General features: G+C 47.8%; 25 protein-coding genes and 1 tRNA gene. 5 read left to right on the forward strand and 21 right to left on the reverse strand.

Annotated features, from left to right (window positions below; all coding sequences use genetic code 11):
- Position 1: 1 nt before the first annotated feature.
- The 9 genes from nuoI to Q7C_RS05775 are packed head-to-tail and all read right to left on the reverse strand — an operon-like array spanning position 2 to position 8442.
- The gene (nuoI, locus tag Q7C_RS05735; protein ID WP_014703774.1) at positions 2-493 is read right to left on the reverse strand and encodes an NADH-quinone oxidoreductase subunit NuoI; all 492 of its coding nucleotides are present in this window, start codon (positions 491-493) and stop codon (positions 2-4) included.
- The gene (nuoH, locus tag Q7C_RS05740; RefSeq protein WP_014703775.1) at positions 490-1545 is read right to left on the reverse strand and encodes an NADH-quinone oxidoreductase subunit NuoH; all 1056 of its coding nucleotides are present in this window, start codon (positions 1543-1545) and stop codon (positions 490-492) included. Before nuoH ends, nuoI begins: the two co-directional genes overlap by 4 nt.
- On the reverse strand, positions 1538-3892 hold the full coding sequence (nuoG, locus tag Q7C_RS05745; protein ID WP_014703776.1) for an NADH-quinone oxidoreductase subunit NuoG: 2355 nt from the start codon (positions 3890-3892) through the stop codon (positions 1538-1540). Before nuoG ends, nuoH begins: the two co-directional genes overlap by 8 nt.
- The gene (nuoF, locus tag Q7C_RS05750; protein ID WP_014703777.1) at positions 3885-5189 is read right to left on the reverse strand and encodes an NADH-quinone oxidoreductase subunit NuoF; all 1305 of its coding nucleotides are present in this window, start codon (positions 5187-5189) and stop codon (positions 3885-3887) included. The genes nuoG and nuoF overlap by 8 nt, the downstream gene beginning before the upstream one ends.
- Positions 5189-5698: an NADH-quinone oxidoreductase subunit NuoE gene (gene nuoE, locus Q7C_RS05755; RefSeq protein ID WP_014703778.1), complete on the reverse strand. Its 510-nt coding sequence runs from the start codon at positions 5696-5698 to the stop codon at positions 5189-5191. The genes nuoF and nuoE overlap by 1 nt, the downstream gene beginning before the upstream one ends.
- Entirely contained in the window at positions 5695-6948 is a 1254-nt protein-coding gene (locus Q7C_RS05760) for an NADH-quinone oxidoreductase subunit D (RefSeq protein WP_014703779.1), read from the reverse strand. The genes nuoE and Q7C_RS05760 overlap by 4 nt, the downstream gene beginning before the upstream one ends.
- Positions 6948-7607 (reverse strand): NADH-quinone oxidoreductase subunit C, encoded by a 660-nt coding sequence (locus Q7C_RS05765; protein WP_014703780.1) that lies wholly within the window; start codon positions 7605-7607, stop codon positions 6948-6950. The genes Q7C_RS05760 and Q7C_RS05765 overlap by 1 nt, the downstream gene beginning before the upstream one ends.
- On the reverse strand, positions 7604-8095 hold the full coding sequence (locus Q7C_RS05770) for a NuoB/complex I 20 kDa subunit family protein (protein ID WP_014703781.1): 492 nt from the start codon (positions 8093-8095) through the stop codon (positions 7604-7606). The genes Q7C_RS05765 and Q7C_RS05770 overlap by 4 nt, the downstream gene beginning before the upstream one ends.
- A complete protein-coding gene (locus tag Q7C_RS05775; RefSeq protein WP_041366949.1) occupies positions 8086-8442 on the reverse strand; it encodes an NADH-quinone oxidoreductase subunit A in 357 nt (118 codons plus the stop codon). Before Q7C_RS05775 ends, Q7C_RS05770 begins: the two co-directional genes overlap by 10 nt.
- 379 nt (positions 8443-8821) lie before the next feature.
- Here Q7C_RS05775 and rarD point away from each other — a divergent pair, with 379 nt between their 5' ends.
- Positions 8822-9700 (forward strand): EamA family transporter RarD, encoded by an 879-nt coding sequence (rarD, locus tag Q7C_RS05780; protein WP_014703783.1) that lies wholly within the window; start codon positions 8822-8824, stop codon positions 9698-9700.
- 38 nt (positions 9701-9738) lie between these two features.
- Here rarD and Q7C_RS05785 read toward each other — a convergent pair.
- From Q7C_RS05785 to carA, 11 genes are all read right to left on the reverse strand, one after another.
- Positions 9739-9823, reverse strand: a tRNA-Leu gene (locus Q7C_RS05785).
- A gap of 18 nt (positions 9824-9841) precedes the next feature.
- On the reverse strand, positions 9842-10174 hold the full coding sequence (gene secG, locus Q7C_RS05790; protein WP_014703784.1) for a preprotein translocase subunit SecG: 333 nt from the start codon (positions 10172-10174) through the stop codon (positions 9842-9844).
- Positions 10175-10182: 8 nt separating this feature from the next.
- The gene (gene tpiA / locus Q7C_RS05795; RefSeq protein WP_014703785.1) at positions 10183-10962 is read right to left on the reverse strand and encodes a triose-phosphate isomerase; all 780 of its coding nucleotides are present in this window, start codon (positions 10960-10962) and stop codon (positions 10183-10185) included.
- 41 nt (positions 10963-11003) lie between these two features.
- A complete protein-coding gene (gene glmM / locus Q7C_RS05800; protein ID WP_014703786.1) occupies positions 11004-12362 on the reverse strand; it encodes a phosphoglucosamine mutase in 1359 nt (452 codons plus the stop codon).
- The gene (gene folP / locus Q7C_RS05805) at positions 12355-13197 is read right to left on the reverse strand and encodes a dihydropteroate synthase (RefSeq protein WP_041366583.1); all 843 of its coding nucleotides are present in this window, start codon (positions 13195-13197) and stop codon (positions 12355-12357) included. Before folP ends, glmM begins: the two co-directional genes overlap by 8 nt.
- A 6-nt stretch (positions 13198-13203) precedes the next feature.
- Positions 13204-15102, reverse strand: a complete 1899-nt coding sequence (ftsH, locus tag Q7C_RS05810; RefSeq protein ID WP_041366585.1) for an ATP-dependent zinc metalloprotease FtsH — start codon at positions 15100-15102, stop codon at positions 13204-13206.
- A gap of 42 nt (positions 15103-15144) precedes the next feature.
- Positions 15145-15762: a 23S rRNA (uridine(2552)-2'-O)-methyltransferase RlmE gene (rlmE, locus tag Q7C_RS05815; protein ID WP_014703789.1), complete on the reverse strand. Its 618-nt coding sequence runs from the start codon at positions 15760-15762 to the stop codon at positions 15145-15147.
- Positions 15749-16222 carry a DUF4149 domain-containing protein gene (locus Q7C_RS05820; RefSeq protein WP_041366587.1) on the reverse strand — a complete coding sequence of 158 codons (474 nt, stop codon included), beginning with the start codon at positions 16220-16222 and terminating at the stop codon, positions 15749-15751. The genes rlmE and Q7C_RS05820 overlap by 14 nt, the downstream gene beginning before the upstream one ends.
- Positions 16223-16227: 5 nt before the next feature.
- On the reverse strand, positions 16228-16704 hold the full coding sequence (gene greA / locus Q7C_RS05825; protein WP_014703791.1) for a transcription elongation factor GreA: 477 nt from the start codon (positions 16702-16704) through the stop codon (positions 16228-16230).
- Positions 16704-19922 (reverse strand): carbamoyl-phosphate synthase large subunit, encoded by a 3219-nt coding sequence (gene carB, locus Q7C_RS05830; protein WP_014703792.1) that lies wholly within the window; start codon positions 19920-19922, stop codon positions 16704-16706. Before carB ends, greA begins: the two co-directional genes overlap by 1 nt.
- Before the next feature lie 6 nt (positions 19923-19928).
- Positions 19929-21059 (reverse strand): glutamine-hydrolyzing carbamoyl-phosphate synthase small subunit, encoded by a 1131-nt coding sequence (carA, locus tag Q7C_RS05835; protein ID WP_014703793.1) that lies wholly within the window; start codon positions 21057-21059, stop codon positions 19929-19931.
- Between the two features lie 167 nt (positions 21060-21226).
- Between carA and hemB the strand changes: the two genes are divergently transcribed.
- Together hemB and aroE are read left to right on the forward strand one after the other, a co-directional pair.
- Positions 21227-22246 (forward strand): porphobilinogen synthase, encoded by a 1020-nt coding sequence (gene hemB, locus Q7C_RS05840; RefSeq protein ID WP_014703794.1) that lies wholly within the window; start codon positions 21227-21229, stop codon positions 22244-22246.
- A complete protein-coding gene (gene aroE / locus Q7C_RS05845; RefSeq protein WP_014703795.1) occupies positions 22239-23054 on the forward strand; it encodes a shikimate dehydrogenase in 816 nt (271 codons plus the stop codon). The genes hemB and aroE overlap by 8 nt, the downstream gene beginning before the upstream one ends.
- Positions 23055-23095: 41 nt before the next feature.
- On the opposite strand, the gene Q7C_RS05850 is transcribed toward aroE, so the two are convergent.
- The gene (locus Q7C_RS05850) at positions 23096-23569 is read right to left on the reverse strand and encodes a Spy/CpxP family protein refolding chaperone (RefSeq protein ID WP_014703796.1); all 474 of its coding nucleotides are present in this window, start codon (positions 23567-23569) and stop codon (positions 23096-23098) included.
- 191 nt (positions 23570-23760) lie between these two features.
- Between Q7C_RS05850 and Q7C_RS05855 the strand changes: the two genes are divergently transcribed.
- Both Q7C_RS05855 and Q7C_RS05860 read left to right on the forward strand, forming a co-directional pair.
- Positions 23761-24438, forward strand: a complete 678-nt coding sequence (locus tag Q7C_RS05855) for a response regulator transcription factor (RefSeq protein ID WP_014703797.1) — start codon at positions 23761-23763, stop codon at positions 24436-24438.
- 6 nt (positions 24439-24444) lie between these two features.
- On the forward strand, positions 24445-25815 hold the full coding sequence (locus Q7C_RS05860; RefSeq protein ID WP_083839450.1) for an ATP-binding protein: 1371 nt from the start codon (positions 24445-24447) through the stop codon (positions 25813-25815).
- Positions 25816-26035: the final 220 nt, after the last annotated feature.

Genomic DNA, 26035 nt, shown 5'->3' on the forward strand with positions numbered 1-26035 from the left:
CCTAACGATAAGGCGCATCCGCCTCCCTGTCAGCAGCAATGTCGACTTCATACTTGTCGCCAATTGCCAGTAATTGATGTTTATGCATGATGTTTTCACCCCGATTTTCAAAGTGATATTCGAAAACCCGTGTCTCTACGATGGAGTCAACTGGACAGGACTCTTCACAAAACCCGCAATAAATACATTTAAATAAATCAATGTCGTAGCGCGTCGTTCTTCGGGTGCCATCTTCACGCGGCTCGGTATCAATGGTGATTGCCAGTGCCGGACACACGGCCTCACAGAGTTTGCATCCGATACAGCGCTCTTCACCGTTCGGATAACGGCGCAGCGCATGTAAGCCGCGAAAACGGGGCGATTGGGGCGTTTTTTCTTCTGGATATTGCACCGTGACTTTACGTGAAAAAAAGTGTCTGCCGGTAAGTCGCATACCCTGCACCAGCTCCCACAACAGAAAACTTTTAAAAAAGTGGATAATGGCTTGTCTCATACACCGCCTCCTAAACGACTCGACTCATTAAACCAAGGGCCAATATCGAATACCTGCAAGGTGGCGATAAGCACGATCCAGACTAGCGTGACCGGAATAAAAATCTTCCAGCCAAGTCGCATGATTTGATCATAGCGATAGCGGGGAAAGGTAGCGCGAATCCAGAGATAGATGAATAAAAAGAAACTGGTTTTGATTAATAACCAAAACAAACCCGGCACCCATGAGAATAATGGCTCCAGATAAGGAACACCCTCAAATGGAGATAACCAGCCACCCATGAACAAGGTCGCGGCCAGCATGGAAATCAAAATCATATCGGCATATTCAGCCAGAAAGAAAACGGCAAAGGCCATGCCGGAATATTCGACATGAAAACCAGCAACAATTTCTGACTCGCCTTCGGCAATATCAAACGGTGCCCGGTTGGTTTCAGCAACACCGGAAATAAAATAAACCACAAATAGTGGCAACAAAGGCAACCAGTACCAATGCAACATACTGCCAGATTGCGCCCGAACGATATCACCTAAATTGAGGCTGCCAGCCGCTATCAGCACACCAACCAATGCAAAACCCATTGCAATCTCATATGACACGACCTGCGCTGCACTGCGCATTGCGCCCAAAAAGGCATAACGGGAATTGGATGCCCAGCCGGCGATCACCACCCCATAAACCGACATCGAGGTGATAGCCAGAATGTAGAGTAAGCCAGCATTAATATCAGCTAGCACCATATCGGCATCAAACGGCATCACCGCCCAAGCGGCAAGTGCCGGACCAATCGCCAATACCGGAGCAAGCACAAACAGATATAAATTGGAGCGTGCTGGCAGAATTACTTCTTTCATCAACAGTTTCAAACCATCAGCAAGCGGTTGCAACAACCCCCTTGGCCCTACTCGGTTCGGTCCGATACGCATCTGGATATAGCCAATGACCTTGCGTTCTGCCAAAGTCAAATAGGCAACAGCCCCCATCAACAACAACACGATTAGCAAAATTTTGGCTACCGTTAGTACGATATCTTGGACAAACCAGTCAAGCATCAACCAGCGCCTCCAAAGCATGCAATGAGACCAAACCAAATGCACTACCTAATTGCTGGCTTAGCTCGGTAGCAGCTGCGAGATAGACACAGCCTGGGGCAATCGTTTTGTCGAGCATAAACGGCGCTTCAACTTGTTTCTCGCCCTGGCGAATCAAAACCTCACTTGCCTCAGCCAAGCCCAGCTTGGTAGCCGTCTCAGGGTGTATTCTGACGATACGATTCAGTCTGCTTTCAGGTGTTTTCTGCAGCGGCTCACTGCGCCTTTGTAGACTGTCACCGCAATACATGCCGACTTCAGAAATCAGCTGCAGCGTATTTTCATCCGTACTATCCGGTACTGGCTCATCGGGTAGAAACGAGGAAAATTTTTGTTCACTGGTGGCGATTTTCTGCTTCAGTTCATCTCGAACCTCGGTCGGCGCAACATAATCAAATCCAGTTAAGGCGTTGAGATTGGCGAGAACACGTAAGATTTTCCAGCCAGGGCGCGCCTCACCAAAAGGACTAACAGCACCATTAAACGATTGCCACCGCCCATCGAGGCCAACAAATGTGCCTGCCGTTTCCGCAAAACTGGCTAACGGCAACATGACATCCGCATAATCACGAATTGCATCCGACCAAAAGCGGTTGATTGCCACATTAAAGCTGGCCTGCTGCAATGCATCACAAAGTGCAGATGGGTCACTGCCGTCGTAAGCTGGCTCAACATCAAACAACACGTAGCCCCTGCGCTGTCGTTGCCATAAGGACGCTGGCGTTATAGCAGGGGTATCCGGGCAAACTCCAGCAAGGGTCAGGCCGCGGCTATTTGCGTCAGGTAGAATCAGTAACGTTGCCTGACTGAGTTCACAAATTAACTGCGCTAACGCACGAATTGTCGCCGCTTGGGGATGCTGATTCGCCACTGCGCCCACAATCAACTGTGGCTGTGTTGCATTAGCAAGCTGCATGGCGATATTTTGTTGGGTACTGTTTGGTTGAACATCGACCAACCACTGCTGCCAACCCGATGTCACTTGGTCATCGTTTTGCAGTAAAGTACGGGCGATTCCGGCAAGCAAGGCAACCAGCTGTTTAGGTGCGAGTAATACCTGATGTTGTACCGGCATTAATAAATCACGTTTCTGGAAGCCGACCTCGCTGACCAGAGCCCCTTGTAAAGCTGCTTGACGTATTCGGTGGGCGACAATTGGCGCTTCGCTGCGTATGTTGCTGCCAATAACCAGAATCGCATCACTGCTTTCAATTTCTGGCAATGTCATTGAGGTTGACCAATAGGCGGCTTGCGCATCATCAACTGACTGCAGGCGCAGACGATGATCAATCGCATCAACGCCTCGCGCCCGAAGCCACTTCTGAAACAAGTGTCCCTCTTCAAGGGTTGCTGTGGGCGACATTAATCCAGCAACCGCACTATCGCCATGCTTGGTTTGAACCGCGTCCAAGCCATCAATGGCAAATGATAAAGCGGTTTGCCAATCCGTTTCTTGCCAGACGCCTTGATGTTTGATCATCGGTTTTGCTGCTCGATCAGCATGCCTTAGCCCGAGATAGCTAAAGCGATCCCGATCTGAAATCCACGTTTCATTGACAGACTCATTATCTTTGGGGACAACGCGCATCACTTCATTGCCACGCACATGCAATTCCAATGCGGAACCGACCGCATCATGAGGCGCAACCGAAGCAAAAGACTGCATTTCCCACGCTCTGGCTTTGTAGCGGAAGGGTTTAGAGGTCAATGCACCAACCGGACACAGGTCAATAATGTTGCCTGATAATTCTGAAGCCAGACTGTGCTCAACATAAGTGCCGATTTCCATATGCTCGCCCCGTCCCGTAGCACCGAGTTCCTTAATCCCCGCAATCTCGGTGCCAAACCGAACACACCGGGTGCAATGAATACATCGGGTCATTTCAGTTTGGATCAGTGGGCCAATGTCTTTATCTTTAACCACCCGTTTCTTTTCTGAAAAACGACTGATTCCTTTACCGTAGCCGAGAGATAAATCCTGTAACTCACATTCGCCAGCTTGGTCACAGATCGGACAGTCCAATGGATGATTAATCAGCAAAAACTCCATGACGCCACGTTGCGCTGCCAGTGCCACTTTGGACTGAGTAAAGACTTTCATCCCCTCTGTAACAGGCGTCGCACAGGCTGGTAATGCTTTGCGCGATTTGTCGACCTCCACCAGACACATGCGACAATTCGCGGCAATCGATAATTTTTTATGGTAACAAAACCGCGGTATATCAATGCCGGCCTCGTCTGCAGCCTGAATAATCATCCGGCTTTCATCGACTTTCAAAGGAATGCCATCAATTTCAATATTAACCATATTGACGCAACCCTTCTGGTTCACTCTCAACCAAGCAACAACCGTGATCAATGTGGTATTGAAACTCATCCCGAAAATGCTTGATAAAGCTAATGACGGGCGCCGCAGCCGCATCCCCTAAAGCACAAATTGTATTGCCATCAATATTGCTGGCAACATCTACCAGTCGATCCAGATCTTCCTGACGACCTTGTCCATTTTCAATACGATGAATGACCCGATATAACCAGCCTGTTCCCTCCCGGCAAGGTGTACATTGACCACAAGACTCTTCGTAATAGAAATAAGCAATCCGCTCCAGGGCTTTAACCATACAGGTTGAGTCATCCATCACGATAACCGAGCCAGCACCCAACATGGAACCGGCCTTGCCTATACCGTCATAACTCATTGTGGTTTCCATCATCACCGTAGCCGGTACCACTGGCGTCGAAGAGCCACCAGGAATCACAGCTTTAAGCTGATGCCCATCTCGAACACCACCAGCCAGTGCCAGCAAATCAGCAAAAGGCATGCCTAGTGGCACCTCATAATTTCCCGGTTTATTAACATGCCCGGTCACACAAAAAATCTTTTGACCACCGTTGTTTGGCGTACCCAGTTCATGAAACCAGTCAGCGCCATGCTGCAAAATGACCGGTACTGACGCTAGGGTTTCGGTATTGTTAATGGTGGTGGGACGGCCATAAAGCCCATATCCAGCTGGGAATGGCGGTTTATATCGCGGCTGACCTTTTTTACCCTCTAAAGACTCAAGCAGAGCGGTCTCTTCACCACAAATATAGGCACCAGCGCCGGGATGCAGATATAAATCAAAATGAAAGCCGCTGCCCAATATGTCTTGCCCCAAATAGCCCGCTTCACGGGCTTCAATCAAGGCCTGTCGAAACCGGTCTATAGGTTCGAAAAACTCGCCACGGATGTAGTTATAGCCGGTGTTGGCACCGATGGTATAACCGGCAATGATCATGCCTTCAATCAGTTGATGCGGGTTATAACGTAAAATATCTCTATCTTTACAGGTACCGGGCTCACCTTCGTCAGAATTACAGACAATATACTTCGCGCCCGGCATACGGCGCGGCATAAAACTCCATTTCAACCCCGTTGGGAAACCCGCTCCACCACGACCACGCAATGCTGAATTCTTTAATTGCTCAATGATCACTTCCTGACGAGTTTTATCACGCAAAATCTGCTCTAAAACCTGATAGCCACCGACTTTACGGTAATTTTCCAGCGTCCATGGCTGGTCAAACTGCATTGTGCGGAAACAAACCTGATTTAGCTGTTGCATCACGTTATCTCGTCAAGAATGGCATCAATTTTCTCAGGGGTCAGATGCTCATGATACTGTCGATCTAATAACAACATCGGCGCACCAACACAGGCCCCTAAACACTCCACTTCCGCTAACGTATACTTGCCATCTTGTGTCGTTTCGCCAAAGCCGATCCCCAGTTTTTTTTGAATATGCTCGGCCATTTTTTCCGAACCGCATAACTGGCAGGAAATGTTGGTGCATAGACAAATTTTGTGCCGGCCCACCGGCGATAAATCAAACATGGTATAAAAAGTGGCGACCTCGTAAACACTGATTTCAGGTACATCCAGATAGAGAGCCAGTGCTTGCATCAAAGGCTTGCTCAGCCAACCATCATGATGGGATTGCAAAACATGCAAACAGGGAATTAAGGCCGACTGCGATTGACCTGCCGGATATTGTGCTATCCATTCATCCAACTGTTGGCGCACAGCTTCGTTAAAAAGGTCTTCACGAAGCCCGGATAATTGCATTTCCGTCATCGATCAATCTCCCCGAACACAATATCCATCGTGCCAATGATTGCTACAACATCCGCCAGCATATGACCTTTAGCCATCTCATCCATTGCCGCCAAGTGCGGAAACCCGGGCGCCCGAATTTTGACTCGATACGGTTTATTCGCACCATCAGAGACCAGATACACCCCAAATTCCCCTTTCGGATGTTCAACAGCAGCATAGACTTCGCCCTCGGGCACGCAATAGCCCTCCGTGAACAATTTGAAGTGATGTATCAATGCCTCCATATCATCTTTCATATCCGCCCGGTGTGGCGGAGCAACTTTGGCGTTATCAGTAATCACTGGCCCTGGATTCACCCTGAGCCAATCAATGCATTGCTGCATAATGTTTGCCGACTGACGCATTTCTTCTACTCTGACCAGATAGCGGTCATAACAGTCCCCTTCCTTGCCAATGGGAATCTCAAACGCTAATTGATCATAAACTTCATAAGGTTGCTTGCGACGTAAATCCCACTCAATACCGGAGCCGCGAAGCATCGGTCCGGTAAAGCCCAGCTGTAAAGCACGTTCAGGGGTGATGACACCGATTCCTACCGTGCGTTGTTTCCAGATTCGGTTATCGGTGAGTAACGTCTCGTACTCATCCACACACGCCGGAAATCGCTGGACAAAATCCTCAATAAAATCCAGTAAGCTGCCTTGGCGGTTGGCATTTTTAGCATCAACCTCTTTTTGACTGTGCCATTTTGATGCTTGATAGAGGGGCATTCTGGCGGGTAAATCACGGTATACGCCGCCCGGACGATAATAGGTAGCATGCATACGAGCGCCAGAGACGGCCTCGTAACAATCCATTAAATCCTCACGCTCACGGAAACAGTAAAGGAAAATGGTCATGGCCCCGATATCGAGCCCATGTGCACCCAGCCACATCAGATGATTCAGAATCCGAGTCATTTCATCAAATAACACACGGATGTATTGCGCTCTGAGTGGCGGTGTGATGCCCAGCAGTTTTTCAATGGCCATCACATAAGCATGCTCATTACACATCATCGACACATAATCGAGCCGATCCATATAACCAATACTCTGATTAAAAGGTTTGGATTCGGCTAGTTTTTCTGTACCACGATGCAACAAACCAATATGTGGATCAGCGCGTTCAATAACCTCGCCATCCATTTCCAGGATAAGACGCAACACACCATGCGCGGCCGGGTGTTGCGGACCGAAATTGAGTGTGTAATTTTTAATCTCGGCCACTAATTTGGCTCCTGACGATAGCGGTTATCATCACGAATAACACGAGGGACCAAGGTTCGTGGGTCAATACTGACTGGTTCATAAATGACCCGTTTCTGCGTTTCGTCATAACGCATTTCTACGGTGCCGATAAGCGGGAAATCTTTTCTAAAGGGATGACCGACAAAACCATAATCCGTCAGAATGCGCCGCAGATCAGGATGGCCGCGAAATAAAATACCGAACAAGTCAAAGGCTTCACGTTCATACCAGTCTGCACATCGCCAGATTGTCATGACAGAATCGATGACCGGCGTTTCAGCTGTGAGGTGTACTTTTAGTCTTAACCGTTGGTTTTTGCGCACAGACAATAAATGGTAAACCACCGCAAAACGATAACCTTCTACGACATTTTCGTTTTCATTTTGTGGCTCTCTGGCCCGGCTAAAACCGTGTTCGGAGGCTTGTTTGGTTTCCCAACCACTGTCCCCGTAGGCAACATAATCAACGCCACACAAATCGATTAGTTGAGTAAAGCCAAACTCATCACGCAATTGTGTACAAACACTGCAAAGTTGGTCGGCTTCTAAATAAAGCGTCAGTTCACCTCGACTGACTTCACAGTCAACTAATGCCTCGGCAAAAGCCTGCTGCAATGTTGCTTTAAGTGAAGCAATCATGCCGGCGTCACCTGCTTAGCAATCGTATTGGTGCGTTGGATTTTCTTTTGTAATTGAATGATACCGTACAACAAGGCCTCCGCTGTAGGCGGACAACCCGGCACATAAATATCGACCGGAACGATGCGATCACAACCGCGAACCACAGAGTAAGAATAATGATAATAACCGCCGCCATTGGCACAAGATCCCATGGAGATGACCCATCTCGGCTCAGACATCTGGTCATAAACCTTACGTAGCGCTGGCGCCATTTTATTCACCAGTGTCCCGGCCACAATCATCACATCGGACTGGCGAGGGCTGGGCCGAAAAACAATACCGAAACGGTCCAGATCATAGCGGGCTGCCCCGGCATGCATCATCTCAACCGCACAGCAGGCAAGGCCAAAAGTCATCGGCCACATCGACCCCGTGCGCGCCCAGTTAATCAGTTTATCGGCACTGGTCGTGACAACCCCTTCTTTGAGAATCCCCTCTACTCCCATTCAAGCGCCCCTTTTTTCCATTCATAGACAAAGCCAACGACCAAAATGCTTAAAAAAAGAAACATGGCCAGTAAACCAAACACGCCAATGTCATCCAGCACAATTGCCCATGGAAATAAAAATGCGATCTCGAGATCAAAAATGATAAATAGAATAGCCACAAGGTAATAGCGCACATCAAACTTGCCGTGCGTATCTTCAAAAGGCGGGAACCCGCATTCATAAGTTGAGGTCTTTTCCGCGTCAGGACGACGCGGTGCCAGCACAAAACCAGCCAATAACGGAATAATGCCGAAACCGACACCAATAAGAATAAATAATAATATGGGGAGATAGCTCTCCAACATCGACACTGCCATTCTCTCTTTCCAATTTACGCCACCTTAATCTGGTGATCTTATGGATTGTCCCAGCAGGGATTCATACTCATTTATCTTGATAGTACACATTTAACGCGGGCATGAGAAGCCGTAAGCCACTTGCGACTTTAGAGACCTAAAATGAGCCGTTTATCCATTAAATTTTGCGCACAGACCATCCTCCAATGGAATTTATCAAGCAAAATCCCGCGACATTCCTGAGGTTTGGGATTGGACCAGATTTAATAAAACCAGTTTGACGCGTCACTGCTATCATCTTGCCTAGACAAATCTCGTTATCCAAACGCGATACGGATACATCATCCTCAGCATCATGAAACCAAACTGATATGACAAAGATTTTTCAATGCACGGACTGATCCTGGCTATTTCGGCTTATCTTATCTGGGGTGGATTCCCGCTGTTTTTCCATTATTTAAGCCATGTTGCTGCTACAGAAGTACTGGCTCACCGTATCGTATGGTCGTTTATGGCTACCTTATTGCTGGGTTTGATATTAGGCCGGGGACGGACATTACGCCGCTTGATTAGCGATGGCCATCAAATGCGTTGGCTGTTTCTATCCGCCTTGTTAATTGCAATTAATTGGTTAATTTACATCTGGGCGGTCAGTCAGCAACGGGTACTGGAGGCCAGTCTTGGCTATTTTATTACCCCCGTGCTCAGTTTATTACTGGCTCGCCTGATTCTGAAAGAAACGCTGCATCTCCTGCAATGGTGGGCAGCCGCTTTTGCCGGACTGGCGATCGCCTGGGAATTAATCAGTCTCAAGACCTTGCCCTGGATTGGACTATCCCTGGCGATTGCTTTTGCACTTTACGGACTGATTCGTAAACAACATCCCGTTGATGGCTTAAACGGATTGACTGCTGAGTGCCTGACCTTACTTCCCTTAACCCTGATATGGTTTATCTGGCAAATCAGTTTTTATCCGGCAACATTAGCATTTGGTCATAACGCCTTTAACACAACAATGCTGATCAGTGCTGGTCTGCTTACTGCATTACCATTGGTTTTATTTGCAATGGCGGCAAAACGCGCTGATTTGTCAGTCGTTGGCTTTTTTATGTATCTCAATCCGACTGTCCAATTTTTGATTGGGGTATTTGTTTTACATGAGGCTTATCCACCAGAAAGGCAGATTACATTTATTTTGATATGGATTGGCATGCTGCTGTTTATTGCCGGCATGTGGCGACAACGCCAGCAGCGGCGTTCGACATAAAAAAACCCGCCAGACCAGGTCAGGCAGGTTTCATCAATTGGTGCCGTCGGCCGGAGTCGAACCGGCACACCCTAAGGCACTACCCCCTCAAGATAGCGTGTCTACCAATTTCACCACGACGGCTTTTTTGAACGGGAGATTTTACGGGATTTCAGGCAAGTCTGCAGGCATTTCTTCTGGTGCTGCTTCTTCTGTTACAACAGACCCTGACGCACCGGTACTGCGTTCAACGTTACCACCCGCCATATAAGCCAGAGTTAAACTGGTAATAAAAAACACCGTTGCCAAAATAGCGCTGCTACGACTCAAAAAAGAAGCCGATCCTCGACTACCGAACAGGCTGCCAGAAGCACCACCGCCACCGCCACCACCAAATGCGGCACCAGCATCAGCACCTTTACCATGCTGAATTAATACCAGCCCGATTAAAAACAGGGATACCACGATATGGATCACCAGTACGATTGCGTTCATGTCACTTCCTAAGATTGTCTCGCTGCTTGGCATATTTTAACGAAATCGTCCGCATCACGCGAACTGCCCCCGATTAAGCCACCATCAACATCGGGTTTAGCAAATAATGGGCCGGCATTATTACCTTTTACGCTGCCGCCGTAAAGGATTTGTACATTCCGAGCGACTTCCGGGTTATGTGACGCGATACGTTTGCGCATTACAGAGTGCACCTCCTGCGCCCATTCAGGTGTCGCCGTCTTGCCCGTTCCGATTGCCCAGACTGGCTCATAAGCCAACACGGCATGCTGCAAACTATCGGCTCCCTGGTGGGCAATGATGGTATCTAGTAAACGAATCACGACTTCTTCGGTTTGGCCCAAGGCATGTTCTTCCGGACTTTCACCGATACAAACAATTGGCGTTAACCCAAATCGCAAGGCCATTTCATACTTTTCGGCGATAATATGATCCAGAAAATGCTGATCCAGATTTAACTCGGCATAAAGGCAACGTCGCTCAGAATGCCCCATCAATACATATTTTGAACCAAAATCACGACACATTGCTGCCGAAATTTCGCCAGTGTAAGCGCCGCTTTCAAACTGGGATAAGTTCTGTGTACCCCAGTGTAATTCTGTGCCTTGCAGTGCAGTCTGCACTTGTTGCAAATACACCGCTGGCGGGAACAAAGCCACATCAACCCCTTTAAACAAGTATCGCTGATCCAGAATGGCTTCCAGCAAGGCCTGATTTGTGGCTCGGGTACCTATCATTTTCCAGTTGCCAGCAATAAGCGGTTTACGCACGCAATGAGATCCTTAATCTTTGTCTACCGTGAATTCAATTGTCAGCGCTGAGTGGAACTAACCAGACGTTGAATCAAATCCGCCAGCCGCTTGGCCAGTTTCTCTGTGAGTGGCGCATCACGTCCCTCAACCATCACCCGGATAACCGGCTCGGTTCCAGATGGTCGCAGCAGCACGCGTCCTGCATCGCCAAGTTCACGCTCAGCATCGGCAACCGCGGCTGCTACTTCTGGAAACGTATCGATATCGACCATTTCAGATAACCTGACATTGATAAGTTGCTGCGGATACTTAATCACGGCAGATCGTAAATCATGCAAGGAGCTGCCACTTTGTTGCACCTCGGCCAGTGCTTGCAATGCCGAAACAATGCCATCACCAGTGGTAGTTTTATCAAGACAGATAATATGCCCCGAGGCTTCACCACCAATTTTACCGTCTACCTGCTTTAATTTTTCCATGACATACCGGTCACCCACTTTAGCGCGATGCAAAGTAATGTCATGCTGTTCCAGTGCATGCTCAAGACCAAGATTTGACATCTGTGTACCGACGACATGCTTGCTTGTTGCGCCTTCACGCTGACGCGCACGGGCAATAATAAACAGTAAATCGTCACCATCAACGATTTGCCCCTGATGATCGACCATGATTAATCTGTCACCATCACCATCCAGTGCAATGCCCATATCCGCTCGATTTTCAAGAACCGCGGCTTGTAGCATCCTGGGATCTGTTGCACCGCAATTTTGATTAATGTTCAATCCGTCAGGATCCGCACCAATCAAAATCACGTCTGCCCCCAATTCTCGAAATACATTCGGGGCGATGTGATAAGTAGCACCATGCGCACAATCAACCACAATTTTCAGGCTGGACAAATCGACACCACTTGAAATCGTGCTTTTACAGAATTCAATATAGCGGCCGGCGGCATCGCCAACCCGAAACGCCTTGCCCAGCTGTTTTGATTCAACCGTCGTTAACGGTTGATCCAGCATTGCCTCGATTTCTAACTCAACCTGATCCGGCAACTTGGTGCCCTGTGCAGAGAAAAATTTGATGCCGTTATCGTGATAAGCATTATGCGAAGCACTAATGACAATACCTGCCTGCGCGTGAAAGGTTCGGGTCAAATAAGCGACTGCCGGCGTCGGCATAGGGCCCAGCAAATAGATATCGACTCCGGCAGCAGATAATCCAGCTTGAAGCGCAGATTCAAACATGTAGCCGGAAATACGGGTATCTTTGCCAATCAACACTTTGCTGTGTCGTTCTTTAGCTAAAACACGGCCAACCGCCCAGCCAAGTTTAAGTACAAAATCGGGCGTGACAGCCCCATCCCCAACCCGGCCACGAATACCGTCTGTGCCAAAGTAACGTCTTTTTTTCTCAGTCAAAGTCTTCAACCTGTTTTACATGCTGGCAAAGCTGAATTGCCTGAACGGTCTCACCAACATCATGACTGCGAATAATACTCGCACCCTGCCATACCGCAATGCTGGCCAAAGCCAAACTGCCTGCCAGCCTCTCATCGACAGTAACATTCAGCATTTTACCAATTATAGATTTACGTGAAACACCGACTAACAGCGGCAGACCTAATTCTGTAAAGGCAGTGAGATGCTTCATCAATCTCAAATTATGTGTTGCTTTCTTGCCAAAACCAAAACCCGGATCCAAAATCAGATTTGATCTCGATATACCTGCCGCCTCACAAGCAGCCACCTGCTCCAGTAAAAAATCTTTCACTTCTTGCACAACATCCGTGTAATGCGGGTTTTGCTGCATGGTTTGCGGCGCCCCCTGCATGTGCATCAGGCAAACCGGTACTTTTAATGAAGCAGCAACCGCCAACGCTCCCTCTGCACGGAGTGCATTCACGTCATTGATCATCGCCGCACCGGCCTCGACCGCGGCCTGCATCACCGCCGGTTTCATCGTATCAATTGAAATGGGCACAGCCAATTCAGCGGTAATCGCTTCAATGGCAGGCACAACTCGTTGGATTTCAGTTTCTTCATCAACCGGTTCCGCACCTGGACGGGTTGATTCACCACCGATATCGATTATTGCTGCACCGTCAGCAACTAGTTTTCGTGCCTGTTCAAGCGCTTTATCTGCTGCAAGGAAACGCCCACCATCAGAGAAAGAATCCGGCGTGACGTTAACAATGCCCATAACGCAAGGCGCCGACAAGTCCAGAGACTTGCCGGCAGAAATAGAGATGGTCATGGTTACTTAGTTAAGTTGATCGGCCGGTTTTCCTGACGGCGCAGGATCATCCCCTTCTGACGCCGCAGAAGGCGGTGGTGAAGAACGATCAGTCCAGTCTTTTGGTTCACCGGGTTCACGACCTTCCATGATGGCATCAATTTGCTCACTATCAATGGTTTCGTATTTCACCAAGGCTTTAGCCATGATGTGCAGTTTCTCAATATTATCTTTAAGCAGTTGCTCTGCACGAGCATAATTACGGCTGATAACCGCCCGGACGTCTTCATCAATCTGCTTGGCGGTTAAGTCAGATACCGCTTTATGTTGCGTGACACTTCGGCCAAGAAACACCTCGCCCTCGTCTTCACCATAAGATAAAGGACCCATATTATCGGAGAGCCCCCATTTGGTGACCATGTTATGAGCCAGTTCTGTGGCACGCTGGATGTCATTGGATGCGCCAGTTGTCACCGCTTCGGCACCAAAAATCATTTCTTCGGCAATTCGACCGCCATACAAACTTGAAATATTACTTTCCAACTGTTGTTTGGTATAACTGTATTTATCTTCTGTCGGCAGAAACATTGTCACACCCAGAGCACGCCCACGCGGGATGATACTCACTTTATAGACCGGGTCATGGCCTGGCACCAGACGACCCACGATGGCATGGCCGGCTTCATGGTAAGCCGTCAATTCTTTCTCTTTATCACTCATCACCATGGAACGTCGCTCGGCGCCCATCATGATCTTGTCTTTAGCCAGCTCCATTTCGGTCATGCTGACTAATCGTTTATCCGCCCTGGCCGCGAATAAGGCCGCCTCATTTACAAGGTTGGCTAAATCCGCACCAGAAAATCCGGGTGTACCACGAGCGATGACACTGGGTTGAACATCCTCTGCGGCCGGCACTTTGCCTAAATGCACTTTCAGAATCTGTTCGCGACCACGAATATCAGGTAATGGCACCACCACTTGACGATCAAAGCGTCCAGGTCTCAATAAGGCGGGATCCAATACGTCTGGACGGTTTGTCGCGGCAATAACGATGACACCTTCATTGCCTTCAAAGCCATCCATCTCAACCAACAACTGATTCAGAGTTTGTTCACGTTCATCATTGCCTCCGCCCAGTCCCGCACCACGGTGGCGACCCACAGCATCAATCTCATCGATGAAGATAATGCATGGCGCATGCTTTTTAGCCTGCTCGAACATATCACGAACACGTGAAGCACCAACACCAACAAACATTTCGACAAAGTCAGAACCTGAAATGGTGAAAAACGGCACTTTCGCCTCACCGGCAATCGCTTTTGCCAACAGGGTTTTACCGGTACCCGGCGACCCTACCATCAAGATACCGCGTGGAATACGACCACCCAGTTTCTGGAATTTGCTTGGGTCACGAAGAAAATCAACTAATTCGTGAACTTCTTCTTTAGCTTCTTCAACCCCGGCGACATCTTTAAAGGTCACTTTTACCTGATCTTCATTCAGCATCCGGGCTTTGCTTTTACCAAATGACATCGGGTTCTTTCCCCCACCGCCTTGCATCTGGCGCATGAAGAAAATCCAGACCGCAATCAGCAGCAACATCGGAAACCAGGAAATAAAAATCTGCATCAACAAACTGGTTTTTTCTGCCGGTTCCGCCTTAATTGCGACGCCGTTATCGAGTAAATCTCCAATTAATCCGGGATCATAATCCGGGCTGTAGGTCGTGAACTTGCTGCCGTCACTCAAAACGCCCGTAATAGTCCGTCCTTGAATATCGACACTATTCACCGCACCATCTTTAACACTACTGATGAAAGTCGAATAGTCCATTTCGCTTTGCCCCGACTGCTGCGGACCAAAATTATTGAACACAGACATCAACACCATGGCGATGACGACCCATAAAATGATATTTTTCATCATGTCACTCAACGTTCTAACCCTCTTGCCACGAATATGTGGGCATTACCGTTTGCCGCGGCCAAGCAAATAAATTTCCCGACTGCGCGCTCTCGACGCATCCGGCTTGCGTGATACGACCTTTTTGAAAGTTTCTCGCATGGCTTTTAAATATGCCTCGAAACCTTCGCCTTGAAAAACTTTGACCAGAAAATCGCCATTTTTACTTAAATGCTGTTGTGCAAAATCCAGCGCCAACTCGACCAAGTACATACTTCCCGCCTGATCAATGGCATCTACACCTGATAAATTGGGGGCCATATCTGATAATACAAGATCAATCGACTGGTCTGCGACCACTTCTTCCAACGCATCCAGCACCGTTTGTTCTCTAAAATCTCCCTCAATGAAATGCACCCCTGTCAAAGGCGTCATTGGCAGGATATCCAAGGCAACCACGGTTCCAGACTCACCGACTTGATGCAGTGCATAATCTGACCAGCCACCTGGTGCCGCTCCCAAATCCACGACAACCATACCTGGTCGTAATAATTTATCTTTTTGATTAATTTCATCCAGTTTAAACGTCGCTCGCGAACGATAACCTTTCTGATGCGCCTTTTTCACATAGACGTCATCAAAGTGCTCTTTGAGCCAGTTTTGGCTGGATTTACTTTTCGCCATGCCACTGTGCTGCAGATTTTTTGTCTGCGGTGAGTACTAAAATTAAACCGAGCACACTCAGCATTAAATAGAGGTTTTCACTGATACGATGCAACGTCTGAAAAGAGGCCAACAATGTGTCATCGTCACGCCAACCAGCTACTTCTTTAATCTGCGCCATTTCAGGTTGCAGATACGCCATAAAGAATAAGGTTAAACCGAGCATTAACAGCAATATCCAGAACCGCCATGATCGTTTAAACACTTGTTTATCCATAAAGAGACGGCCAAGTATCAACATGCTACCCGACACTAGGCCTATGATATTTACAGCATAGAAAAGACGCGCTGCATAGGCTGCGGCAATTTGCACTTCAAGTGAAGCGAAAGCCAAGGGGACAGCCAGGTAACCAAGCGCCCAAATACTGCCAACCCACAAAGTGAGGAGTAGACGTTCGCCGGCAAATTCAGCGTAATGCAATGTGATTATCCCTGATAGCGAATACCTGTAATTTCATACTCAATCGCACCACCGGGCGCTTGCACTGTCGCCACATCATCAACCTCTTTACCAATAAGCGCACGAGCAATAGGTGATGACACTGAAATACGATTTTGCTTAATATCCGATTCGTAATCGCCTACGATTTGATAAGTGACGGTTTCATCCGTATCAATATTCAACAGATCAACCGTGACGCCAAAAACAACCCGACCATCCTGCGGTAAACTGGCAGGATCAATAACTTGTGAGTTGCTTAACGTCGCTTCTAATTCCTGAATCCGGCCTTCAATAAAGCTTTGCTGCTCACGCGCCGCATGATATTCCGCATTTTCTTTGAGGTCACCGTGTGCTCTGGCCTCAGATATGGCGGCTACGACGGCTGGACGCTTCACACTTTTTAATTCTTGTAACTCAGATTTCAGCGCATCGGCACCACGTAAGGTAATAGGAACAGCCATTACGCAAGTTCTCCATGTAAAGTCTGCAAACGATTGACCGACACATTATCTTGGTTGTTCAATGCCAGAATAGTCGCTCTCGCCGCTGCAAGCGTTGTGGTGTAGTTCACCTGATGTTGTAACGCAGCACGGCGAATTTCCCGAGAATCAGCAACAGATTGACGTCCTTCTGTTGTATTCACGATTAAGGCAATTTCATCATTTTTGATCATATCAACAATGTGCGGCTGGCCTTCGGCCACTTTTCGGACACGCTCACATGCCACGCCTGCTTCTGTCAATGCCTGCTGGGTACCGCGCGTCGCTAAAAGCGCAAAGCCAAGCTTATGTAAATCTCTGGCGATCGCAATAACGGCCTGTTTATCTGCTTCACGAACAGAAATAAACGCTTTACCACCGACTGGCAGGGTCACAGAAGCTGCTAACTGTGATTTAGCGAACGCCTCACCAAAACTGCGTCCGACGCCCATTACCTCGCCCGTGGACTTCATTTCAGGGCCTAAAATCGGGTCGACGCCCTGGAACTTGATAAAAGGAAAGACAGCTTCTTTAACCGAGTAATAACTCGGGATAATTTCTTTGGTAACGCCTTGCTCAACCAGACTTTTCCCAGCCATACACCGCGCCGCCACTTTGGCCAGCGCTACCCCAATTGATTTGGATACATAAGGCACTGTCCGTGATGCACGTGGATTGACTTCAAGAATAAAGATCCGGTCCCCTTGTATTGCAAACTGCGTATTCATCAAACCAATCACGCCAAGCTCAATGGCCATTTGACGAACTTGCTCGCGAAGTTGGTCCATGATGGCGGGACTTAAACTGTAGGGTGGAATCGCACATGCCGAGTCACCGGAGTGAACACCAGCCTGCTCAATATGCTCCATGATGCCGCCGATAAGTACATCCTTGCCGTCGCAAATCGCATCCACATCCACTTCAATCGCATCGTCCAGAAAACGATCCAATAACACTGGCGAGTCGTTCGATACGGACACTGCCGTCAGCATGTAACGCTGAAGCTCTTCCTCGTTATAAACGATTTCCATCGCACGTCCACCCAACACATAGGAGGGTCGAACGACCAAGGGATAACCAATTTCTGCGGCAAGCGCTACAGCGCCATCAACTGAATGTGCTAAGCGATTAGGTGGCTGTAATAAACCGAGCTTATCGACCATTTGCTGGAAGCGCTCCCGATCTTCTGCGTGATCAATGGCATCTGGAGAGGTTCCAATAATTGGCACACCCGCTGCTTCAAGCGCTCGCGCTAGTTTCAGTGGTGTTTGACCACCAAACTGAACAATAACCCCTTTGGGTTTTTCAAGCGCAACCACTTCCAACACATCTTCAAGAGTGAGAGATTCAAAATAGAGTCGATCTGACGTGTCATAATCGGTTGAAACGGTCTCTGGATTACAATTAACCATAATGGTTTCGTAGCCATCATCCCGTAATGCCAAGGCAGCATGAACACAACAATAGTCGAATTCGATGCCTTGACCGATACGATTAGGTCCGCCACCCAGAATCATGATCTTATCGCGATCACTTGGATTTGCTTCACACTCCTCATCATAACTGGAATACATGTAAGCCGTTGTCGTGGCAAACTCTGCCGCACAGGTATCGACACGTTTGTAAACTGGTCGCACGCCTAGCTGATGACGATAACTACGTAACTGTTTTTCCGTTTTATGTAACAATTTCGCCAAGCGGGAATCTGAAAAGCCTTTGGCTTTGAGTTGCCGCATTTCCAACGCTTCTATCTCATTCAGTGAACGTTCTTTCAGCGAATTTTCAATCTCAATAATTTCCTGAATTTGAATCAGAAACCATGGATCAATGTGTGTTAACTGTTGGACTTCATCAAAGCTCATACCATAACGCAGGGCATCCGCCACATACCAGATCCGATCCGAGCCTGGCAGACTCAGTTCACGCCGTAAGGTCTCTGCGATATTCGGATCTTTCAGGTCGAGGATGTCGGTAAACCCATCCCGGTCGATCTCCAGTCCACGCAATGCTTTTTGCAGAGATTCCTGAAAATTACGCCCTATCGCCATCACTTCACCGACTGACTTCATCTGCGTGCTGAGGCGATTATCGGCGAGCGGAAATTTTTCAAAAGTAAAGCGAGGGACTTTGGTGACCACATAATCAATGGTGGGTTCAAATGAAGCCGGTGTCGCCCCACCTGTGATTTCATTTTGCAACTCATCCAAGGTATAGCCAACTGCCAACTTGGCCGCGACTTTAGCAATTGGGAAACCTGTTGCTTTAGACGCCAATGCCGATGAACGGGAAACACGCGGGTTCATTTCAATGATAATGAGCCGACCTGTCTCGGGGTTGACGGCAAACTGGACGTTAGAGCCACCGGTCTCGACACCAATCTCGCGCAGTACAGCCAACGAGGCATTGCGCATGATTTGATATTCTTTATCTGTCAGCGTTTGCGCTGGTGCAACGGTAATGGAATCCCCGGTATGGACGCCCATCGGATCCAGATTTTCAATAGAACAGATAATGATGGCGTTGTCTTTTTTATCGCGCACCACCTCCATCTCATATTCTTTCCAGCCAATGATGGACTCTTCAATCAATAACTCAGAGGTTGGGCTGAGATAAAGACCGCGCTGGCAGATATCAATAAAGTCTTCGCGGTTGTAAGCAATACCGCCACCACTGCCCCCCATAGTGAACGAGGGCCGGATGATGACCGGGAAACCAAATTTTTGTTGAACCTCAAGTGCCTCATCCAGACTATGAGCAATATCAGACTGGGGCATATCCAGACCAATTTTTCGCATGGCTTCACGGAATAAATCCCGGTCTTCTGCTTTATTAATGGCTTCACTGTCTGCGCCAATCATTTCAACGCCGAACTTTTCCAGTACGCCATTTTTTTCCAGATCCAAAGCACAGTTCAACGCGGTCTGACCACCCATGGTTGGTAGAATGGCATCTGGCCGCTCAGTTTCAATCACTTTGCTCACCGACTGCCAGTTAACTGGCTCGATATAAGTCGCATCTGCCATGTTTGGATCGGTCATGATGGTCGCCGGATTAGAGTTGACCAAAATGACCCGATAGCCTTCCTCACGCAAGGCTTTACATGCCTGCGCCCCGGAATAATCGAATTCACAGGCCTGACCGATAACAATTGGACCAGCGCCAAGAATTAGAATGCTTTGAATATCTGTACGTTTAGCCATCGTGTGTTATTTACCTGTCGCTTGTTCGAGTAGGTCGATAAAGTGATCGAATAAGGGGGCTGCATCCTGCGGGCCTGGACTCGCCTCCGGGTGTCCCTGAAAACTGAATGCAGGCTTGGTCTTATGATGAATGCCTTGTAAGGTGCCATCGAAAAGAGAGCGATGCGTAGTTTCAAGCGTCTCTGGCAGCGATGATTCATCGACAGCAAAACTATGATTCTGACTGGTGATCATGACCAACCCTGCCAATTTTTCCTGAACCGGATGATTTGCGCCATGATGGCCAAATTTCATTTTTTCTGTTTTTGCACCGCAGGCCAATGCCAGTAATTGATGTCCCAGACAAATACCAAACATTGGTACATTTTTGTCCAGGAAGTACTGAATAGACTTGATTGCATAATCACATGGCTCAGGGTCACCCGGCCCATTCGACAGAAAAATACCATCCGGGTTGAGCTTTTCTACTTCCTCAGGTGGCATCTGTGCTGGAACAACTGTGAGCTTACAGCCCCGCTCCACCAGCATACGCATAATATTTTTCTTAATGCCGTAGTCATACGCAACGACATGAAATCGTGTTTCAGCCTGCTTGGGTTGGCCATCTAACTGCCATGTGGATGACGTCCACTCATAGCTGGTTTCGGTACTGACTTCTTTAGCTAAATCCATGCCTTTAAGACCGGCGAAACCGCGAGCCGCATCAATGGCAGCATTTACGTCGATATTATCGCCAGCAACAATACAGCCTTTTTGCGCACCTTTTTCACGCAGCAATCGGGTCAATTTTCGGGTATCAATACCTGCTAATCCGACAACGTTGTGTTTTGCCAAGTACTTATCGAGAGCCGCTTCACCACGCCAGCTTGAAACAACCGGTGATAACTCTCGAATGATTAAACCGCTACAGTGAATTTGATCAGATTCTTCATCATCCGGATTAGCACCAACATTGCCAATATGAGGATAAGTCAATGTCACAATCTGACGACAGTAAGACGGATCGGTCAGAATTTCCTGATACCCGGTCATGGCTGTATTAAATACCACCTCGCCAACAGATTGTCCGACCGCGCCAATTGATTCGCCGTGAAACACGGTGCCATCTTCAAGAGCCAGTAGTGCTGCAGTGCGCAAGGGGAACCTCCACGATAATAACGAATGGGGAAGCTAGGTGTTCTCCCCGGACAAAATCTTTGTGATTTTAACGCATCTGTCGTGAGTGCGTCCACGGCAAAAACGATGACAACTGGCACTGTCAACGGTACTATGAGCCGCAGCTTCTTGTGAACATGGCAATTTCTATGACTCGGCAGTTTTTTGATTTATCCGCTTTTCCCAGACAGCGGCCCAGACGAATGCGCAAAGATGCCTTCTCGCGTCGGTTAATGCAGGAGCATCGACTCAGCAGTGCTGATCTGATCTATCCGTGTTTTGTACTTGAAGGAGAAAAACAACGCGAGGCCGTCCCCTCTATGCCCGGCGTTGAAAGATTAAGTCTTGACTATTTGTTAGAGGAAGCGCGGCAATTAGTCACCTTGGGCATTCCGATGATGGCTTTATTCCCGGTTATTGCCACTGAAAAAAAATCTTTAGATGCCGCAGAAGCCTACAATTCAGAAGGGCTCATTCAACGTACGGTGCGTACCTTAAAATCTGCCTTTCCCGAGTTGGGCATCATGACAGATGTTGCGCTGGACCCCTATACAACGCACGGTCAAGATGGTCTGATTGATGATGACGGCTATATCGTGAATGACGAAACGGTTAGCGTATTGATAAAACAGGCCTTATCTCATGCGCAAGCCGGTGCGGATGTGGTTGCGCCTTCAGATATGATGGATGGTCGGATTGGCGCCATCCGAGAGGCATTAGAAAACCATCATTATATCCACACGCGCATCATGGCCTATTCTGCTAAATATGCCTCGCAATTCTATGGTCCGTTTCGTGATGCCGTTGGCAGTGCAGGTAATTTAGCCGGTGGCAACAAATATAGTTACCAAATGGATCCAGCTAACACCGATGAAGCCTTGCATGAGGTTGCCTTGGATATTCAAGAAGGTGCCGATATGGTGATGGTCAAACCCGGCCTGCCTTACTTGGACGTTTTGTATCGTGTCAAAACAACCTTCCAAAAACCCACTTTTGTTTATCAAGTCAGTGGCGAATATGCCATGCTGCAAGCTGCTATCGCGAATGGTTGGCTTAATGAGCAAACCATTTTAGAAAGTTTATTAAGTTTTAAACGTGCCGGTGCCGATGGTATTTTGACCTATTTCGCTAAATATGCGGCGGAACAATTGAGAAACCAACATGACTGATCAATATGCTGTTATCGGCCACCCAATCAGCCACAGTAAATCGCCTAAGATTCACCAGGCTTTCGCAAAACAAACAGGGCAATCCCTGGAATATCGCGCGATCGATATTTACCCCGATGATGTCGCTGGTCAGATCCAGCAATTACACAATGCACTCAAACTTAAAGGACTTAATGTCACCGTTCCTTTTAAGGAAACCCTATGGTCGCTGATTGATGATCTGAGTGAGCGCGCAGATCGCGCTGGTGCCGTTAATACGATTGTGATTAGTGAGTCGGGCAACTTATTTGGTGATAATACCGATGGTGTCGGCTTATCCCGAGACTTATTAAGTAATCATGGTTTAACAATAAAGGATAAACGCATTTTGCTGTTGGGCGCCGGAGGCGCATCACGTGGCGTGATTGCACCACTGCTTCAAGAAGCTCCAACAGATTTATTCATTGCAAATCGTACGGCTGAAAAAGCGACAAATCTCGCTAACGATTTTCAGGATTTAGGCGCCATTTCCGGTGGAGGCTGGTCTGATATCAAAGGAAAATTTGATATCGTCATCAATGCCACTGCTGCCAGTTTACAAGGTGAAGTTCCGCCAATTTCAGCGGCATGCCTAGCCGATGAAGCCGCTTGCTATGACATGATGTATGGTGACCGCGATACGGCATTTGTTACTTGGGCAAAGGCACATAACGCCGCTCACGCCTTGGATGGCTTGGGTATGCTGGTAGAACAGGCTGCGGAAGCCTTTTTCTTGTGGCGCGGAATCCGACCTGAAAGTCAGCCGGTGATTGCCATGCTTCGCCAATAATGAAGCCACGCCGATCACCGGCGTGGCTGATTTGCTTAAATTTATTCTTTATCCGTTTTCTCTTTACGCTTTTGTTTTTCAGCCATTTTTTCCAACAATTTTTGTTGTTGAGATTCAGTTAACACCTGAAAAATGGCTTGATTCAATGCCGCTTTTTTAGACATTGCATCCGCTTGTGCAGCCGTTGTTTTTTCAATCAAATCGTCTAGTTTCGCTTGATCAAACTCATTACTAAAACTTAATTGGCGCATCGCTTGATGACGCTCCCACCCGGCTTTCATTGCCGCTTTATTTTCCTGCCAAAAAGTTTTACGAAGTGATTTGATTTCTTCTTTCTGCTCGTCTGTCAAATCTAAAGATTTAAACAACCGGTGATCATGCTGATCCGGCTTATGCCTTTTATCCGCTTTTTCACAGGCTTTGCGGTCTGCTTTTTTATCGTGATCTTTTGCTAATGTCGGTGTTGCAATCATTAACGCAGGCAACACTAAAAGACTTAACCATGTTTTTTTCATCGTTTCACTCCTGACATAAAATAACGGCTCATTCGCGCATTACGCTTGATGCGAACTTGGTACACAGTATCGACTGAAACAATGTTAATGGGCGTTTTAACGTGTAAATTCAGGTAAATATAGTGATAACCGATTGGGCTTTGCCCTCCGACAACCTATGATAGTCATCAAAAATGTTGCTGAGGTAGACAATGCCCCATATTTTGATTATTGACGATGATGAAGTCTTGGCAGGTCTATTTGAAGATTATCTTCGAGAAGAAAAATATGACGTCACAACGATATTTAACGGCTCGGCGGGACTTGAGGCAGCCTTAACCAACAACTATGATCTGGTTGTGCTTGATGTCATGCTTCCAGATATGACAGGTATTGCCGTGCTAACCGGAATTCGCAGCAAAAGTCAGATCCCCGTATTGATGTTTACCGCGCGTGGTGATGATGTCGACCGAATTTTAGGTCTTGAAAACGGAGCGGATGATTATGTGCCGAAACCCTGTACCCCGCGCGAACTAATCGCCCGGATCAGAGCGATTTTACGTCGCAGTCAGGCTGAAAGTCGGCATGAAAAGAAACTGCAATGTGGCCCCTTACAAATCTGGCCACAACAACGCAAAGCCATCTGGCACGAAGCACAACTTTCTTTGACCAGTACCGAATTCAGTTTATTGGAAGTATTAACCCGACATGCCGGGCAGGTCGTCGATAAAAATACCTTATCTGAGCAAGCTCTGGGCCGGCCGTTAGCAAAATTTGATCGCAGTATTGATGTACACATGAGCAGCATCCGGCAAAAACTGGGCGTACAACAAGACGGCCACGGTTATATTCAAACCATTCGTGGCAAGGGCTACTTACTGGTCAAATAGGCATTGATGATGGGTCGCTTATTCTGGAAGTTTTTTTTCGCATTCTTGTTGGCCTTGCTGATTGCCGGCTTAGGTGTTGGCACAACCATGTGGCTACATCAGGAACAAATCAATCAGCGACTAACAGACGCGCCAATTCAGATAGGAAAACTCGCCAGTATTATCGTTTCCGATGCTGCAGACATAGGACAGTATGGGGGAGCTCAAGGGTTACGCCAATATTTGACTGATCAACAACAAAATGGTGTTGCCCGAGTCTATGCCTTCGATGACAATGATCAAGAACTGCTTGGTCGCGATCTTGAAGATGGCCAGTTAGATGCTGTCCGTCAACTTTACGATAAAGTACCCCATTTACGCTCTATTCGTCTGTTGACCCCTGAATCTGATGGCTCGTTATTACTGTTTATTCCAGCCAATGTTGTCGCTCCTTTAAATGACTACCCTCCTCATGGACCGAAACCGCCAAAGCCACTCATTACACTGATGATTGCTGGCATATTCAGTGGTCTTTTTTTCAGTGCCTTTTTAGCTTGGTGGTTTACTAAACCAATACGTCATTTACGTGGTGCTTTTCAAGCAGTGGCCAAAGGCCAACTCGCTACCCGAATTGGTCCAGCAATGGGACGTCGAAAAGACGAACTTGCCGAGCTTGGCCGACACTTTGATGACATGACCGCCAAACTGGAAAATCTAGTCTCCGCTCAACGCAACTTATTGCATGATGTCTCGCACGAATTACGTTCTCCACTTGCCAGAGTTCAAGCAGCGATTGGTCTGGCAGAGCAACGGCCGGAAAAAACTCCCGAAGTCATGGCCAGACTGGAAAAAGAATCCGAGCGAATGGATTACTTGATTGGCGATTTGCTGAACCTGTCTCGCCTCGACTCTTTGGCTGCAGATAAAGCTGAACAAGCACTATTTGAACTCTCGCCGTTACTGGACGAGTTGCTCGATGATGCGCGCTACGAAGCCAATCTGTCACAGATAACAATTACCGCCAATATCTTGGCACCACTCTGGCTTTATGGTAAGCCTGTTTTAATCTTGCGCGCGTTGGAAAACGTGCTGCGCAATGCGATCAAATTCACCCCTGAAAATGGCGCAGTTTTATTTCAGGCAGAAGCGATTGAAAAACACGTCATCATTCACATTCAGGATAGTGGCCCCGGCGTCAAAGCCGACGAATTGCAGCACCTGTTTACCCCCTTTTTCAAGGGCGAACAAGGTCGCGAACACCAAACAAGTACCGGACTTGGTCTAACCATTGCGGAACGGGCTGTTAAAGCACATCGTGGCGAAATTATCGCCAAACATGTCGATAAAGGCGGCTTGCATATCGAAATTCGCTTACCGAATGCAAAACGGCCAGACTAGCCTGCATTGGCAGTGTTATCTACTTCAATTCAAAACATGCAGGGACTGATTAGGTAGGCCTATCCTGAGTAAGTAAGCCATGTTGTTACCTCCATGTAACACTCTTTCAAATTCAAACTGTGACTATTAGATAAGCTATTGATTACATAAAATATCAAGGGGCTGCCCACTCAGCCCCTTGATTCGTGGTTAAGCACACATAGGTTGATCTTTGTCTGGC

The sequence above is a fragment of the Methylophaga frappieri genome, from assembly GCF_000260965.1.
Lineage (GTDB): Bacteria > Pseudomonadota > Gammaproteobacteria > Nitrosococcales > Methylophagaceae > Methylophaga > Methylophaga frappieri.